The organism is Klebsiella sp. Q11, from assembly GCF_964241505.1.
GTDB lineage: Bacteria > Pseudomonadota > Gammaproteobacteria > Enterobacterales > Enterobacteriaceae > Klebsiella > Klebsiella michiganensis.
Window position 1 is genome coordinate 13,719 of the sequence record NZ_CAXSXW010000002.1, and the last position, 15,496, is coordinate 29,214.

The window sequence follows — 15,496 nt, forward strand, 5'->3', positions numbered from 1 at the left end:
CTGATTAAAGAAGCGCAGCAATGCTCTGACGAACCTGGGTTGGCCACACGCCGCACTGCACCTGGCCGATATGCTCAAGCTGCAGCAGCAGCATCGTCAGGCGAGACTGGCCAATGCCGCCGCCAATCGTCTGCGGCATCTCTCCGCGCAGCAGCGCCTGGTGCCATTCCAGCTGCAGGCGATCTTCGTCGCCGGTCATCGCGAGCTGACGCTTCAGCGCTTCGGCATCGACGCGGATCCCCATTGAAGAGAGCTCGAATGCATCTTCAAGCACCGGGTTCCACACCAGAATATCACCGTTCAGACCGGCATAGCCTTCAGCAGCAGGCGTGCTCCAGTCATCGTAATCCGGCGCGCGAACGTCGTGACGCTGGCCATCGGAAAGCTTGCCGCCGATACCGATCAGGAATACCGCGCCCAGCTCTTTCGCGATCGCCCGCTCGCGGCCCTTGGCATCAAGATCCGGATAGCGGCTTAAAAGCTCCTGGCTGTGAACAAACTGGATCGTCTCCGGCAAGAAAGGCGTGAGGCCAAACGCTTTACTGACGGCGTCTTCGGTCGCTTTGATCCCGGCATAGATCGCTTCAACGGTTGCTTTCAGCGTGCCGCAGTGGCGCTCTCCATCACCCATTACGCGCTCCCAGTCCCACTGGTCAACGTAAACGGAATGGATGGGAGTTAATCGGTCTTCATCGGGGCGAAGGGCCTTCATGTGCGTGTACAGCCCTTCGCCCGCGCTGAAGTCGTGTTGTCCCAGGGTTTGACGCTTCCACTTCGCCAGTGAATGAACCACTTCGAACTGGGCGTCTGGCAGTGTTTTCACTTTAACCTGAACCGCTTTTTCGCAACCAGAGAGGTTATCCTGGGTCCCATCGCCCACGCGGCTTAAGATCGGCGCCTGGACTTCGATCAGGCCGAGCTTCTCTTCAAGCTGGCGGGAAAAGTGTGACTTAACGAAACTAATCTGGCGTTGTTTTGCGATGTATGCGGTTTTCATTTTTTATAACTCCTGCGTCCTGTTGCCATTGATTAAGCAACAAAACAGCGCTGCAATTCAATAATCCAACAACAAAAAGCCTGCATCGATTTTGATTCATTAAAATTTGAGGCTAAAATAGAAATATTCGTCAAACTTCATAAGAAAAACCTATGGAAAATTATCAGATCGACAATCTGGACCGCGGCATTCTTGAGGCCTTAATGGCCAACGCGCGCACCGCCTATGCTGAACTGGCAAAACAGTTTGGCGTCAGCCCGGGGACCATTCACGTGCGGGTAGAGAAAATGAAGCAGGCCGGAATTATTACCGGCGCACGCATCGACGTCAGCCCCAAGCAGCTGGGTTACGATGTAGGATGTTTTATCGGCATCATTCTGAAGAGCGCGAAAGACTACCCCTCCGCGCTGGCCAGGCTAAACAGCCTGGATGAGGTTACTGAAGCCTATTACACCACCGGACACTACAGCATCTTTATAAAGGTGATGTGCCGATCGATTGATGCGCTCCAGCATGTACTTATCAACAAGATCCAAACAATTGATGAAATTCAGTCCACTGAAACGCTGATCGTCCTGCAAAACCCGATTATGCGTACCATCCGCCCGTGATCGGGCTTTTTAATCCCACATTTTTCCACAGGTAGATCCCAGCTCGCTCACAGCGTACAATACGCCACTCTGAATAGTGGAGCGGGCGATCATGGCAGAGATAACTCTTATCAGCGGCAGTACGCTGGGTAGCGCAGAATATGTATCAGAACATCTGGCGGAAAAGCTGGAAGAGGCTGGACACAGCACGACTATTCAGCACGGCCCGCTGATCGACGATCTGCAGGCGGAAGGGATCTGGCTGGTTATCTCTTCGACGCATGGCGCCGGGGACATTCCCGATAATCTTCTGCCTTTCTATGAAGCGCTTCAGGAGAAGCAGGTCGACCTCTCTGCGGTCCGTTTTGGCGCAGTCGGCATCGGTAGCCGTGAATACGATACCTTCTGCGGAGCAATTGATAAGCTCGAGACGGCGCTCAACGCCTGCGGGGCAAAACAGATCGGTGAAACGCTAAAAATTAACGTTCTCGAACATGAAATTCCGGAAGATCCGGCCGAGATTTGGCTGGGATCCTGGAAAAACTTGCTCTGAGAATTGTAAAGATCATACTTTCTTCTGTGGATAACTATGCTTAAAAGCTTGGATCAACCGGTAGTTATCCAAAGTATAACCCTTGACTGATTTTTGTGCTGTGTATAACCCTTCATTTTGATCCCAGCTTATACGGACCAGGATCACCGATCATTCACAGAAAGCGATCCTTCTTAAGCGTTTGATCTTAAATCGCGGATCTGACTTATCCACAAGACAAGCCGATCCTAATAAGAGATCACAATAAAACAGATCTCTAAATAAAAGATCTTCTTTTTAATACTCAGGATCCCGGCGCTTTCTCGAAAGGCTAAAGTTGAGTAGAATCCACGGCCCGGGCTTCACTCTATTTTCAAACCGCTTTATGCGAGGCATACCACCATGTTTTATCAGGATCCTTTTGACGTCATCATCATTGGCGGGGGTCATGCAGGCACTGAGGCCGCGATGGCCGCAGCGCGAATGGGTCAACAGACTCTGCTTTTGACACACAATATCGACACTCTGGGGCAGATGAGCTGCAACCCGGCGATTGGCGGCATTGGGAAAGGACACCTGGTAAAAGAAGTGGATGCGCTTGGCGGCCTGATGGCGAAGGCAATTGACCACGCCGGCATCCAGTTTAGGATACTAAACGCCAGCAAAGGCCCGGCCGTACGGGCAACTCGCGCTCAGGCAGACCGTGTGCTGTACCGGCAGGCCGTACGTACCGCGCTGGAAAACCAGCCTAATTTAATGATCTTCCAGCAGGCGGTGGAAGATCTGATTGTCGAAAACGATCGTGTTGTTGGCGCCGTCACCCAGATGGGGCTTAAATTCCGCGCCAAAGCGGTGGTACTGACCGTCGGAACCTTTCTCGACGGTAAGATCCATATCGGTCTGGATAACTACAGCGGCGGTCGTGCAGGCGATCCTCCGTCGATCCCGCTGTCCCGCCGCTTGCGTGAACTGCCGCTGCGCGTCAGCCGCCTGAAAACCGGTACCCCGCCGCGTATCGATGCGAGGACGATTGATTTCAGCGTTCTGGCACAGCAGCACGGCGATAATCCGATGCCGGTCTTCTCGTTTATGGGAGATGCTTCGCAGCATCCGCGTCAGGTGCCGTGCTACGTCACGCATACCAACGAGAAAACGCATGACGTGATCCGTAATAACCTCGATCGCAGCCCGATGTATGCCGGCGTGATTGAAGGGATCGGTCCCCGCTACTGTCCTTCGATCGAAGACAAGGTCATGCGCTTTGCCGATCGTAACCAGCATCAAATTTTCCTCGAGCCGGAAGGCCTGACGTCCAACGAAATTTATCCAAATGGCATCTCCACCAGCCTGCCGTTCGATGTCCAGATGCAAATCGTCCGCTCAATGCAGGGGATGGAAAATGCAAAAATCGTTCGTCCTGGCTACGCTATTGAGTACGATTTCTTTGACCCGCGCGACCTGAAACCGACGCTGGAAAGTAAATTTATTCATGGCCTGTTCTTTGCCGGCCAGATTAACGGCACCACCGGTTATGAAGAAGCCGCCGCTCAGGGCCTGCTGGCAGGCCTGAACGCCGCTCGTTTCTCCGCCGAGAAAGAGGGGTGGGCGCCTGGCCGCTCTCAGGCTTACCTTGGCGTCCTGGTAGACGATCTGTGTACTCTCGGTACCAAAGAACCGTACCGCATGTTTACCTCTCGTGCGGAATACCGCCTGATGCTGCGTGAAGACAACGCCGATCTGCGCCTGACCGAACAAGGTCGTGAACTGGGTCTGGTGGATGACGAACGCTGGGCGCGTTTCAACGAGAAGCTTGAGAGCATTGAACGTGAACGTCAGCGTCTGAAAACCAGCTGGGTTAATCCGCTGGCGGAAAGCGCTGCGGAAGTGAATGCTCGACTGACGGCGCCTTTGTCCCGTGAAGCTAACGGTGAAGATTTGCTCCGTCGTCCGGAAATGACCTACGAACAGCTGGTGCAGATGACGCCGTTCTCGCCGGGTCTTGAGGACAAGCAAGCGGCTGAACAGGTCGAAATTCAGGTAAAATACGAAGGCTACATCGCGCGCCAGCAGGATGAAATCGAGAAACAACAGCGCAACGAGAACACGTTGCTGCCTGCTACGCTTGATTATCGCCAGGTGAATGGGCTGTCGAACGAGGTCATTGCCAAGTTGAACGACCATAAGCCGTCTTCGATAGGGCAGGCATCGCGTATTTCCGGCATTACGCCTGCGGCAATCTCGATTTTGCTGGTGTGGTTAAAAAAGCAGGGAATGCTGCGCCGTAGCGCCTGATATTCCACTGAACGATACATGGGCGAATAGCGCATCAGATATCCGTCAGGTCAATTTCTCAGCCCGGTAAGCGTATCGCCTCCGGGCTCATTGTTTTTAAACAGGTAACGATCGTGCTCAACAAACTTTCTCGTCTGCTTGATGAAGCAGGTATTTCACTTACCGATCACCAGAAAAACCAGCTTGTCGCCTACGTTGGCATGCTGGATAAGTGGAATAAGGCCTATAACCTGACCTCGGTTCGCGATCCTGACGAGATGCTGGTACGCCACATCCTCGACAGCATTGTTGTTGCGCCATACCTTAAAGGAACGCGTTTTATCGATGTCGGTACGGGGCCTGGGCTGCCGGGGATCCCGCTGGCTATCGTGCGTCCTGAATCCCACTTCACCCTGCTGGACAGTCTGGGCAAGCGAGTACGTTTCCTTCGGCAAGTCCAGCATGAGCTCAAACTGGATAACGTCACCCCGGTACAAAGCCGTGTGGAAGAGTTCCCGGCAGAGCCGCCGTTTGACGGCGTGATTAGCCGCGCATTTGCGTCGCTGAATGACATGGTGAGCTGGTGCCATCATTTACCTGCAGAGAACGGTCACTTTTATGCGCTCAAGGGCTTAGCGCAGGAAGATGAAATGGCAAATCTGCCGGAAGGGGTCGTCATTAAGGAAGTTGTCGAACTGCATGTGCCTCAGCTGGAAGGGGAGCGTCACCTTGTGGTGATTCAGCCAAAAATGATTTAATTTTTATCAAAAAATGTGAAAAAAACACGGTCCGTGGATGTTACAAAAATAAAAGTCACGGCAGGGTATTATCGGACTGTCTTTAACCCTGGGGTTACCAGGGGTTTTCTTTCCGTTAACTTTGCCCTGTTGCTTTACCAACAGAATAGTCAACATTGAAAATATCAGTACGCTAAAAATCTCGCTGCTTGCACTTCATACTGATGTTAAATTTTTATTATGAATGTCAATAAAAGGTTTTTATTGTATATGGGATTGTTTTAGAAAGAATACCTGGTTTTTATGTTGAATATCAAACGGATAAAAAATTGAGTTTTATGTACAGAATTAATTCGATTTCGCGAAAAATGTTTATTATGTGATCTGATGCACGCTTTAATTGCCGATTTTTCGCGGTATTTGCAGTTTTGCATGACGGCTCACAGATCGGTGAAATGCATGAAAAGTTGTCTGTCGGAAAATAATTAAACATTTATTCACTATTTTGCTACTTATTGTTTGAAATCACGAGGCGTCACCGTATAATTTGTCCGCTTTTTGATGCTTGACTCTTCGTCTTAAAGGACGTTTTATACGACACGCGACATACCTCGAAGGGAGCAGGAGTAAAAACGTGATGTCAGTGTCGCTCTTGAGTCGAAACGTTGCTCGTAAGCTTCTGTTTATTCAGTTACTGGCAGTAATAGCAAGTGGACTGCTGTTCAGCCTCAAAGACCCTTTCTGGGGCATCTCCGCGGTGAGTGGAGGTTTGGCGGTTCTTTTGCCAAACATGATATTTATGATTTTTGCCTGGCGTCATCAGGCGCATACACCAGCTAAAGGCCGAGTGGCCTGGTCCTTCGCCATTGGTGAAGCCTTCAAGGTGTTGCTGACCTTCGCCTTTCTGGCGGTGGCGCTGGCGGTTTTGAAAGTGGTATTTTTGCCGCTGATAGTGACGTGGGTTTTGGTGCTGGTGGTACAAGTTCTGGCGCCAGCTGTAATTAACAACAAAGGGTAAAAGGCATCATGGCTTCAGAAAATATGACGCCGCAGGATTACATAGGCCACCATCTGAACAACCTTCAGCTGGACCTGCGTACATTCTCGCTGGTGGATCCGCACAACCCCCCGGCCACCTTCTGGACGCTCAACATTGACTCCATGTTTTTCTCAGTGGTGCTCGGTCTGTTATTCCTGTTTATGTTCCGCAGCGTGGCTAAAAAGGCGACAACCGGCGTACCTGGTAAATTCCAGACCTTCATTGAGATGATCATCGGCTTCGTCCATGGCAGCGTCAAAGATATGTATCACGGCAAGAGCAAGGTCATTGCTCCGCTGGCCCTCACCGTGTTCGTCTGGGTATTCCTGATGAACCTGATGGATCTGCTGCCTATCGACTTTATCCCTTGGATCGGCGAACACGTTCTCGGTCTGCCTGCTCTGCGCGTGGTGCCGTCAGCTGACGTTAACATCACCCTGTCGATGGCGCTTGGCGTATTTATCCTGATTCTTTTCTACAGCATCAAAATGAAAGGCGTGGGCGGGTTCGTTAAAGAACTGACCCTGCAGCCGTTCAATCACTGGGCGTTCATTCCTGTCAACTTAATCCTTGAAGGGGTAAGCCTGCTGTCAAAACCTGTATCACTGGGTCTGCGACTGTTCGGCAACATGTATGCCGGTGAGCTGATTTTCATTCTGATTGCTGGCCTGTTGCCGTGGTGGTCACAGTGGATTCTGAATGTGCCATGGGCCATTTTCCACATCCTGATTATTACGCTGCAAGCCTTCATCTTCATGGTTCTGACGATCGTCTATCTGTCGATGGCATCTGAAGAACATTGATTTTTACCAACATACTACGTTTTAACTGAAACAAACTGGAGACTGTCATGGAAAACCTGAATATGGATCTGCTGTACATGGCTGCCGCTGTGATGATGGGTCTGGCGGCAATCGGTGCTGCGATCGGTATCGGCATCCTCGGGGGTAAATTCCTGGAAGGCGCAGCGCGTCAACCGGATCTGATTCCTCTGCTGCGTACTCAGTTCTTTATCGTTATGGGTCTGGTGGATGCTATCCCGATGATCGCTGTAGGTCTGGGTCTGTACGTGATGTTCGCCGTCGCGTAGTAAGTTGTTCGAAAGAAACCTAAGCCACAGAGTTATTTTTTAAGAGGTATTGTGCTGTGAACATGAACGCAACAATCCTCGGCCAGGCCATCGCGTTTGTTATCTTCGTATGGTTCTGCATGAAGTATGTATGGCCGCCTTTAATGGCTGCCATCGAAAAGCGCCAGAAAGAAATTTCTGACGGTTTAGCTTCTGCAGAACGCGCTAAGAAAGATTTGGACCTTGCACAGGCCAACGCGACCGACCAGCTGAAAAAAGCGAAAGCGGAAGCCCAGGTAATCATCGAGCAGGCGAACAAGCGTCGCTCTCAGATCCTGGATGAAGCAAAAGCGGAAGCAGAACAGGAACGCACCAAAATCGTCGCACAGGCGCAGGCTGAAATCGATGCCGAACGTAAACGTGCCCGTGAGGAGCTGCGTAAGCAGGTTGCTATCCTGGCTGTTGCTGGCGCCGAGAAGATCATCGAACGTTCCGTGGATGAAGCTGCTAACAGCGACATCGTGGATAAACTTGTCGCTGAACTGTAAGGAGGGAGGGGCTGATGTCTGAATTTGTAACGGTAGCTCGCCCCTACGCCAAAGCAGCTTTTGACTTTGCCGTCGAACACAACAGCGTTGAACGCTGGCAGGATATGCTGGCGTTTGTTGCTGAAGTGACTAAAAACGAAGAAATGGCAGAGCTACTCTCTGGCGCACTGGCGCCGGAAACGCTCTCTGATGTGTTTATCGCGGTTTGTGGTGAGCAACTGGACGAAAATGGTCAAAACCTGATCCGGGTGATGGCTGAAAATGGTCGTCTGAAAGCGCTCCCTGATGTTCTCGAGCAGTTCATTCATCTGCGCGCTGCCAGTGAGGCAACCGCAGAGGTAGAAGTTATTTCTGCCGCTCAAATGAGTGACGAACAGCTTGCGAAAATTACCGCCGCGATGGAAAAACGTCTGTCACGCAAAGTTAAGCTGAATTGCAAAATCGATAAGTCTGTAATGGCAGGCGTAATCATCCGTTCGGGTGATATGGTCATTGATGGTAGCGTACGCGGCCGTCTTGAACGCCTTGCAGACGTCTTGCAGTCTTAAGGGGACTGGAGCATGCAACTGAATTCCACCGAAATCAGCGAACTGATCAAGCAGCGCATTGCTCAGTTCAATGTTGTGAGCGAGGCTCATAACGAAGGTACTATCGTTTCTGTAAGTGACGGTGTTATCCGCATTCACGGCCTGGCCGATTGTATGCAGGGTGAGATGATCGCTCTGCCGGGTAACCGTTACGCTATCGCACTGAACCTGGAGCGCGACTCCGTAGGTGCAGTTGTGATGGGTCCGTACGCTGACCTCGCCGAAGGTATGAAGGTTAAATGTACTGGCCGTATCCTTGAAGTTCCGGTTGGCCGCGGCCTGCTGGGACGTGTGGTTAACACCCTGGGTGCACCGATTGATGGTAAAGGTCCGCTGGAGCACGACGGCTTCTCCGCCGTTGAAGCTATCGCGCCGGGCGTAATCGAACGTCAGTCCGTCGATCAGCCGGTGCAGACCGGTTATAAATCCGTTGATGCCATGATCCCAATCGGTCGTGGACAGCGTGAACTGATCATCGGCGACCGTCAGACCGGTAAAACCGCGCTGGCTATCGACGCCATCATCAACCAACGTGATTCCGGCATCAAGTGCGTCTACGTAGCTATCGGCCAGAAAGCGTCCACGATTTCTAACGTGGTACGTAAACTGGAAGAACACGGCGCGCTGGCTAACACCATCGTTGTGGTTGCAACCGCATCTGAATCTGCCGCACTGCAATACCTGGCGCCGTATGCCGGTTGTGCAATGGGTGAATACTTCCGCGACCGCGGTGAAGATGCGCTGATCATTTATGATGACCTGTCTAAACAGGCCGTTGCTTATCGTCAGATCTCCCTGCTGCTCCGCCGTCCGCCTGGACGTGAAGCATTCCCGGGCGACGTATTCTACCTCCACTCTCGTCTGCTGGAGCGTGCTGCACGTGTTAACGTCGAATACGTTGAAGCTTTCACCAAAGGTGAAGTGAAGGGTAAAACCGGTTCTCTGACTGCGCTGCCGATTATCGAAACCCAGGCGGGTGACGTTTCTGCGTTCGTTCCGACCAACGTAATTTCCATTACCGATGGTCAGATCTTCCTGGAAACCAACCTGTTTAACTCCGGTATTCGTCCTGCGGTTAACCCGGGTATCTCCGTATCCCGTGTTGGTGGTGCAGCTCAGACCAAGATCATGAAGAAACTGTCCGGTGGTATTCGTACCGCTCTGGCACAGTATCGCGAACTGGCGGCGTTCTCCCAGTTTGCCTCTGACCTTGATGATGCAACCCGTAAGCAGCTGGACCACGGTCAGAAAGTGACCGAACTGCTGAAACAGAAACAGTATGCGCCGATGTCCGTTGCGCAGCAGTCTCTGGTTCTGTTCGCGGCAGAACGTGGTTATCTGGCGGATGTCGAGCTGTCGAAAATCGGTAGCTTTGAAGCCGCTCTGCTGGCTTACGTCGACCGTGATCACGCTCCGTTGATGCAAGAGATCAACCAGTCCGGTGGCTATAACGACGAAATCGAAGGCAAGCTGAAAGGCATCCTCGATTCCTTCAAAGCAACCCAATCCTGGTAAAGTCTGGCGGCTTGCTCCAGGGCAGGCCGCAAGGCATTGAGGAGAAGCTCATGGCCGGCGCAAAAGAGATACGTAGTAAGATCGCAAGCGTCCAGAACACGCAAAAGATCACTAAAGCGATGGAAATGGTCGCCGCTTCCAAAATGCGTAAATCGCAGGAGCGTATGGCGGCCAGCCGTCCTTATGCAGATACGATGCGCAAAGTGATCGGTCACCTTGCGAACGGTAATCTGGAATATAAGCACCCTTACCTGGAAGAACGCGACGTTAAACGCGTGGGCTACCTGGTGGTGTCTACCGACCGTGGTCTGTGCGGTGGCTTGAACATTAACCTGTTCAAAAAGCTGCTGGCGGAAATGAAAGCATGGTCCGATAAAGGCGTTCAGTGCGAACTCGCAATGATCGGCTCCAAGGGCGTGTCGTTCTTTAATTCCGTTAGCGGTAATGTTGTCGCCCAGGTGACGGGTATGGGGGATAACCCATCCCTGTCCGAACTGATTGGTCCGGTAAAAGTGATGTTGCAGGCCTACGATGAAGGCCGTCTGGACAAGCTGTATATTGTCAGCAACAAATTTATTAACACCATGTCTCAGGTTCCAACCATCACTCAGCTGCTGCCGTTACCGGCTTCAGAAGATGGTGAGTTGAAGCGTAAATCCTGGGATTACCTGTATGAACCCGATCCGAAAGCGCTGCTGGATACCCTGCTGCGCCGTTATGTGGAATCTCAGGTTTATCAGGGCGTGGTAGAAAACCTGGCCAGCGAGCAGGCCGCACGTATGGTGGCGATGAAAGCCGCGACCGACAATGGCGGCAGCCTGATTAAAGAGCTGCAGTTGGTATACAACAAAGCTCGTCAGGCCAGCATTACTCAGGAACTCACCGAGATCGTCGGTGGAGCATCCGCGGTATAACCAGGTTAATTCGTAGAGGATTCAAGATGGCTACTGGAAAAATTGTCCAGGTAATCGGCGCCGTGGTCGACGTCGAATTCCCTCAGGATGCCGTACCGCGCGTGTACGAGGCTCTTGAGGTACAAAATGGTAGTGAGAATCTGGTGCTGGAAGTTCAGCAGCAGCTCGGCGGCGGTATTGTTCGTACCATCGCCATGGGTTCTTCCGACGGTCTGCGTCGCGGTCTGGAAGTAAAAGACCTCGAGCATCCGATCGAAGTCCCGGTAGGTAAAGCAACGCTGGGTCGTATCATGAACGTACTGGGCCAACCGGTAGACATGAAAGGCGACATCGGTGAAGAAGAGCGTTGGGCTATCCACCGCGCAGCACCTTCCTACGAAGAGTTGTCAAACTCTCAGGAACTGCTGGAAACCGGCATCAAAGTTATCGACCTGATGTGTCCGTTTGCGAAGGGCGGTAAAGTTGGTCTGTTCGGTGGTGCGGGTGTAGGTAAAACCGTAAACATGATGGAGCTGATCCGTAACATCGCGATCGAGCACTCCGGTTACTCCGTGTTTGCGGGCGTAGGTGAACGTACTCGTGAGGGTAACGACTTCTACCACGAAATGACCGACTCCAACGTTATCGATAAAGTATCCCTGGTGTATGGCCAGATGAACGAGCCGCCGGGAAACCGTCTGCGCGTTGCGCTGACCGGCCTGACCATGGCTGAGAAGTTCCGTGACGAAGGTCGTGACGTTCTGCTGTTCGTCGATAACATCTATCGTTACACCCTGGCCGGTACTGAAGTATCCGCACTGCTGGGCCGTATGCCTTCAGCGGTAGGTTACCAGCCGACTCTGGCGGAAGAGATGGGCGTTCTGCAGGAACGTATCACCTCCACCAAAACCGGCTCTATCACTTCCGTACAGGCGGTATACGTACCCGCGGATGACTTGACTGACCCGTCTCCAGCAACCACCTTTGCGCACCTTGACGCAACCGTGGTACTGAGCCGTCAGATCGCTTCTCTGGGTATCTATCCGGCAGTTGACCCGCTGGACTCCACCAGCCGTCAGCTGGATCCGCTGGTTGTTGGTCAGGAGCACTACGACACCGCTCGTGGCGTTCAGTCCATCCTGCAGCGTTATCAGGAACTGAAAGACATCATCGCCATCCTGGGTATGGATGAACTGTCTGAAGAAGATAAACTGGTGGTAGCTCGTGCGCGTAAGATTCAGCGCTTCCTGTCCCAGCCGTTCTTCGTGGCAGAAGTATTTACCGGTTCTCCGGGCAAATACGTCTCCCTGAAAGACACCATCCGTGGCTTTAAAGGCATCATGGAAGGCGAATACGATCACCTGCCGGAGCAGGCGTTCTACATGGTCGGTTCTATCGACGAAGCCGTGGAAAAAGCCAAAAAACTTTAACGCCTTAATCGGAGGGTGATATGGCAATGACTTACCACCTGGACGTCGTCAGCGCAGAGAAACAAATGTTCTCTGGTCTGGTCGAGAAAATCCAGGTAACGGGTAGCGAAGGTGAACTGGGTATTTACCCGGGGCACGCGCCGCTGCTCACCGCCATTAAGCCTGGTATGATTCGCATCGTTAAGCAGCACGGTCACGAAGAATTTATCTACCTGTCAGGCGGCATTCTTGAAGTGCAGCCGGGTAGCACGACCGTTCTGGCTGATACGGCAATTCGTGGCCAGGATCTCGACGAAGCGCGAGCCCTGGAAGCGAAACGTAAGGCTGAAGAGCACATTAAGAGCTCTCATGGTGACGTGGACTACGCTCAGGCGTCTGCGGAACTGGCCAAAGCGATCGCTAAACTGCGCGTTATCGAGTTGACCAAAAAAGCGATGTAACACCGGCTTGAACGCTAAAAGCCAGTCTGGTTTCCAGGCTGGCTTTTTTTATGGCTTCGTTTCAGAAAAAACAAAACTAAAAAGCGGGTTTAAAAATTTTGTGATGTATGTCTCATTTTTGTTGATCGTTTAAAAGATGAAGCGTAGACTTGTTTTTGTGATGTGAGTCACAAAAAAAGAATCCATCAAAACGTAATCGCTATCCAGGAAGAGATCATGAAACTGCTTAATAAAATCGTCGCTTTCTTCAGTGCTATGAACGTAACCTTCGGTACGTTCAACCACTAAGAAGTCAACTTTCCAGACTGTTTTTGCGCTGTACCGCTAACTAAAACGACAACACATGCGGTGTGAAGCAGACAGAAAGTGAAAAGGTCGCCCCAGGGCGACCTTTATGTTTTTCACGCATAGCGGGTTAGTCGCGGCTGAGGAAGTTACCGGTGTTGAAGCTGCCGTCGGCCTCACGCGTCAGCGGGTCCGGCAGCGCCAGCGTCTGATAATCGGCGCTGTTAATGCGTTTTCCCTGGGCGTTGATGCTTCTGCCGCCGTGGATAAAATAGTTGCTATCATCAATATTCCCGACAACGGCATCGTCATATTTCCCAGGCTGGCTGCGCAGGGAAAGGTTCTCGCTGAAGGTGCCCTGCGTTTCCGGCGCACCGTACGGACTCGGGCGGAACAGGTAGTTAAAGCGCTGGTTATCTACCGCGACGTTGTTAACCACCACCAGCTTGCCGGGGTTAAAGTTGTCGGTAAAACCGTCCAGATGGTTATCGATGGCGATGCTGTTACGTACCTCGTGGGCGACCGGCTGCCCTTCCCCACCGAGCTTAAACCCGTTACTGGTATTATTGCGGGCAATAGAGTTCTCGATCACCACAACGCCGTTTGCACCGTCCTCAATTTTATTAAACAGGTCGAAACCGTCGTCGATATTATCGTGCGAGTAACAGCCCTCCAGCCGGTTACCCTCTCCTACGCGCATTTTCACCGCGAAGCCGTCGGCGTTAATTTTGCCCGGATCCTCGTTACTAAAGGATTCAGAATTCACTACCCGGTTAAAGCTGGCCCACAGCGGGCGTCCAACATCCGCCGGAGAGGAAATTTGAATGCCGGTATCATCGTTACGATACGCGGTGACATTCTCGATCAGGTTATGGCTGCCCTGTACGCGCAGGCTCTTGTCCGTGATCTCAATCCCATCGATATGCCAGTAGCTGGCATCCAGCAGCAGCCCGTGAATCACCGCTTTTCCGTCGGCTTTTAGCGTTTTGATTTTGTCCTTCAGGCCGCTGGCGCTGACAGGAATGGCCGTTTGCGGGTAATCTCCGGCGGCTAATACAATTTGCCCGCCGGGCGGGACGAGTTTGATAGCGGAGGCGAAATCCAGCGGCGAGTCCGCCGTTCCTTTTGCCTGAGGTTGTCCCTCTGGCGCGGCGTAGAGCGTATTGCCTGTCACTTGGGGGCTCTGTTCAACCGTCAGCGTCTGGGTCAGCGTTTCCGCGCCGGTGGCCGGAGTGAAGCGGATTTCGAACGTGCTTTTATCTTTCAGTACGGCAGGCTGGGTAAACATTTCCCCGGCCTTCACGGTTTTATCCTGCCCGATCACCACTTCATCCTGACGAACGGTGATGCGCCCATCGCTGTTGGTGCGCGCCTGTAGGATGTAAGTTTTGCTCTGGCTTACTGTTCCCGAAGCAATTTGCATAACCGGCGGCCAGCCTTTAGCGACATACGGCGCGGAGGGAACCGTATGTGCCGCTGAGGTGGTGAGCGAGGCGTTGCTGACGGTGATTTTTGCATTACGTGAGGCGAAGAAGCCGACGTAGTAATGTTCTTTATCCTGCCGGGCAACCAGATCGGCGTGCGGAACCTGCTGGCTTACCCATTCATTACTGCCCGTTGCTGCCCATGAGGTAATAAACCCGTCGTTGGTGCGTTCCAGTCTGAGCTGGAACGTCGGCGTTTGCTGGATATCGATTTTCTCTTTATAGCTCTGACGTTTTATTGATGCGCCCGCATTGCCCCACGGTTGGGTTATCCCTTCCCGGCTGATAGCCTGCAATTTGATATGTGAGCCATCTTTTTTATCCTGCGTCATAATGGCGTTCATCACCATATTGGATGCCGCCGGAAATTCTTCGTAGCCGACCTTCAGCGGCTGTTGACGCGGAACTCCTATTACATCGCGGACCAGCAGTCCCGCACCTTCCTGTGCCGCAGGACGCGCGCCATTTTCCGGGCCAAACTGATTGACGGTCACCGTAGCCTGCAGGATAAAATTCTGGCTGGTCGGTAGCCGGGTGTAAAAGAAGGTCAGTCCGTCGTGAGAATTGGCTATTTTACCTCCCCGGCTCTCGATGGTAATGGGCTGGCTGAGGTCGGCGACGTCCTGCGGCGTCAGTTTTTTTCCGGCGATGGTGACATCGTTGACGCCAATTTTTTCCGGCAGAACATTCGAGGAAAAATTGCTGTCGGTAGATTGCCCAAAGGCGATTGCCCGCCACTGATGACCTTCGTTGGCCTGCAGCGGTAGCGCGATCATCGTACTGCAAAGGGTTAATGCCAAAGGTATTTTGTTATTCATTCTTTTCTCCTGGGTAATTATTAACCGGCATTATCAGGGAAATGAAATGGCGTTTCTATTTATCATGTCACAATTAATGAATATTAAAACTGTGTTTTATTTTATGGGTTTTCTTTATTTACCCGCCAAAAAAACAGCAAAAGCAGAGGGATAGCCGGCATTGCCACTCATTAAAATGCTTTTTTTGCGCTAAACGGGTTTGCGCTGACTAAAAATACCCACCTAAAATGGTGTATAGCGTTACGCTTGTGCGTTTTATCT

General features: G+C 52.0%; 15 protein-coding genes. 13 read left to right on the forward strand and 2 right to left on the reverse strand.

Going from position 1 to position 15,496, the window contains the following annotated elements:
* Window positions 1–4: 4 nt before the first annotated feature.
* Window positions 5–997, reverse strand: coding sequence for an aspartate--ammonia ligase (gene asnA, locus ACESQ2_RS02470; protein WP_202020107.1), 993 nt, complete (start codon window positions 995–997; stop codon window positions 5–7).
* Between the two features lie 152 nt (window positions 998–1,149).
* Here asnA and asnC point away from each other — a divergent pair, with 152 nt between their 5' ends.
* From asnC to ACESQ2_RS02535, 13 genes are all read left to right on the forward strand, one after another.
* Window positions 1,150–1,608, forward strand: a complete 459-nt coding sequence (gene asnC / locus ACESQ2_RS02475; RefSeq protein WP_004107306.1) for a transcriptional regulator AsnC — start codon at window positions 1,150–1,152, stop codon at window positions 1,606–1,608.
* A gap of 91 nt (window positions 1,609–1,699) precedes the next feature.
* The gene (gene mioC / locus ACESQ2_RS02480) at window positions 1,700–2,140 is read left to right on the forward strand and encodes an FMN-binding protein MioC (protein WP_009653317.1); all 441 of its coding nucleotides are present in this window, start codon (window positions 1,700–1,702) and stop codon (window positions 2,138–2,140) included.
* A gap of 381 nt (window positions 2,141–2,521) precedes the next feature.
* A complete protein-coding gene (gene mnmG / locus ACESQ2_RS02485) occupies window positions 2,522–4,411 on the forward strand; it encodes a tRNA uridine-5-carboxymethylaminomethyl(34) synthesis enzyme MnmG (protein ID WP_004855773.1) in 1,890 nt (629 codons plus the stop codon).
* A 113-nt stretch (window positions 4,412–4,524) separates the two neighbouring features.
* Window positions 4,525–5,148, forward strand: coding sequence for a 16S rRNA (guanine(527)-N(7))-methyltransferase RsmG (gene rsmG, locus ACESQ2_RS02490; protein ID WP_004855770.1), 624 nt, complete (start codon window positions 4,525–4,527; stop codon window positions 5,146–5,148).
* Between the two features lie 616 nt (window positions 5,149–5,764).
* The gene (atpI, locus tag ACESQ2_RS02495) at window positions 5,765–6,145 is read left to right on the forward strand and encodes a F0F1 ATP synthase subunit I (RefSeq protein ID WP_004127040.1); all 381 of its coding nucleotides are present in this window, start codon (window positions 5,765–5,767) and stop codon (window positions 6,143–6,145) included.
* Window positions 6,146–6,153: 8 nt separating this feature from the next.
* Window positions 6,154–6,969 carry a F0F1 ATP synthase subunit A gene (gene atpB / locus ACESQ2_RS02500; protein WP_004127037.1) on the forward strand — a complete coding sequence of 272 codons (816 nt, stop codon included), beginning with the start codon at window positions 6,154–6,156 and terminating at the stop codon, window positions 6,967–6,969.
* A gap of 47 nt (window positions 6,970–7,016) precedes the next feature.
* On the forward strand, window positions 7,017–7,256 hold the full coding sequence (atpE, locus tag ACESQ2_RS02505; protein WP_000429386.1) for a F0F1 ATP synthase subunit C: 240 nt from the start codon (window positions 7,017–7,019) through the stop codon (window positions 7,254–7,256).
* A gap of 56 nt (window positions 7,257–7,312) precedes the next feature.
* Window positions 7,313–7,783 carry a F0F1 ATP synthase subunit B gene (gene atpF, locus ACESQ2_RS02510; RefSeq protein ID WP_004107293.1) on the forward strand — a complete coding sequence of 157 codons (471 nt, stop codon included), beginning with the start codon at window positions 7,313–7,315 and terminating at the stop codon, window positions 7,781–7,783.
* A gap of 14 nt (window positions 7,784–7,797) precedes the next feature.
* A complete protein-coding gene (atpH, locus tag ACESQ2_RS02515) occupies window positions 7,798–8,331 on the forward strand; it encodes a F0F1 ATP synthase subunit delta (RefSeq protein WP_004855764.1) in 534 nt (177 codons plus the stop codon).
* A gap of 12 nt (window positions 8,332–8,343) precedes the next feature.
* Entirely contained in the window at window positions 8,344–9,885 is a 1,542-nt protein-coding gene (atpA, locus tag ACESQ2_RS02520; protein ID WP_004127029.1) for a F0F1 ATP synthase subunit alpha, read from the forward strand.
* A gap of 50 nt (window positions 9,886–9,935) precedes the next feature.
* A complete protein-coding gene (atpG, locus tag ACESQ2_RS02525) occupies window positions 9,936–10,799 on the forward strand; it encodes a F0F1 ATP synthase subunit gamma (RefSeq protein WP_004107278.1) in 864 nt (287 codons plus the stop codon).
* Window positions 10,800–10,825: 26 nt separating this feature from the next.
* A complete protein-coding gene (gene atpD, locus ACESQ2_RS02530; RefSeq protein WP_004107276.1) occupies window positions 10,826–12,208 on the forward strand; it encodes a F0F1 ATP synthase subunit beta in 1,383 nt (460 codons plus the stop codon).
* Window positions 12,209–12,228: 20 nt separating this feature from the next.
* Window positions 12,229–12,648 carry a F0F1 ATP synthase subunit epsilon gene (locus ACESQ2_RS02535; RefSeq protein ID WP_004107274.1) on the forward strand — a complete coding sequence of 140 codons (420 nt, stop codon included), beginning with the start codon at window positions 12,229–12,231 and terminating at the stop codon, window positions 12,646–12,648.
* A 415-nt stretch (window positions 12,649–13,063) separates the two neighbouring features.
* Here the strand turns inward: ACESQ2_RS02535 and ACESQ2_RS02540 are convergent, their stop codons facing one another.
* Window positions 13,064–15,235: a right-handed parallel beta-helix repeat-containing protein gene (locus tag ACESQ2_RS02540; RefSeq protein ID WP_286115150.1), complete on the reverse strand. Its 2,172-nt coding sequence runs from the start codon at window positions 15,233–15,235 to the stop codon at window positions 13,064–13,066.
* Window positions 15,236–15,496: the final 261 nt, after the last annotated feature.

What these genes read in the sequence shown, in the direction of transcription:
- atpD (WP_004107276.1), top strand. Translation starts at nt 10,826, where the DNA reads ATGGCTACTGGAAAAATTGTCCAGGTAATCGGCGCCGTGGTCGACGTC.
- mioC (WP_009653317.1), top strand. Translation starts at nt 1,700, where the DNA reads ATGGCAGAGATAACTCTTATCAGCGGCAGTACGCTGGGTAGCGCAGAA.
- atpA (WP_004127029.1), top strand. Translation starts at nt 8,344, where the DNA reads ATGCAACTGAATTCCACCGAAATCAGCGAACTGATCAAGCAGCGCATT.
- atpH (WP_004855764.1), top strand. Translation starts at nt 7,798, where the DNA reads ATGTCTGAATTTGTAACGGTAGCTCGCCCCTACGCCAAAGCAGCTTTT.
- asnC (WP_004107306.1), top strand. Translation starts at nt 1,150, where the DNA reads ATGGAAAATTATCAGATCGACAATCTGGACCGCGGCATTCTTGAGGCC.
- atpB (WP_004127037.1), top strand. Translation starts at nt 6,154, where the DNA reads ATGGCTTCAGAAAATATGACGCCGCAGGATTACATAGGCCACCATCTG.
- atpE (WP_000429386.1), top strand. Translation starts at nt 7,017, where the DNA reads ATGGAAAACCTGAATATGGATCTGCTGTACATGGCTGCCGCTGTGATG.
- atpI (WP_004127040.1), top strand. Translation starts at nt 5,765, where the DNA reads ATGTCAGTGTCGCTCTTGAGTCGAAACGTTGCTCGTAAGCTTCTGTTT.
- ACESQ2_RS02540 (WP_286115150.1), bottom strand. Translation starts at nt 15,235, where the DNA reads ATGAATAACAAAATACCTTTGGCATTAACCCTTTGCAGTACGATGATC.
- mnmG (WP_004855773.1), top strand. Translation starts at nt 2,522, where the DNA reads ATGTTTTATCAGGATCCTTTTGACGTCATCATCATTGGCGGGGGTCAT.
- atpG (WP_004107278.1), top strand. Translation starts at nt 9,936, where the DNA reads ATGGCCGGCGCAAAAGAGATACGTAGTAAGATCGCAAGCGTCCAGAAC.
- ACESQ2_RS02535 (WP_004107274.1), top strand. Translation starts at nt 12,229, where the DNA reads ATGGCAATGACTTACCACCTGGACGTCGTCAGCGCAGAGAAACAAATG.
- asnA (WP_202020107.1), bottom strand. Translation starts at nt 997, where the DNA reads ATGAAAACCGCATACATCGCAAAACAACGCCAGATTAGTTTCGTTAAG.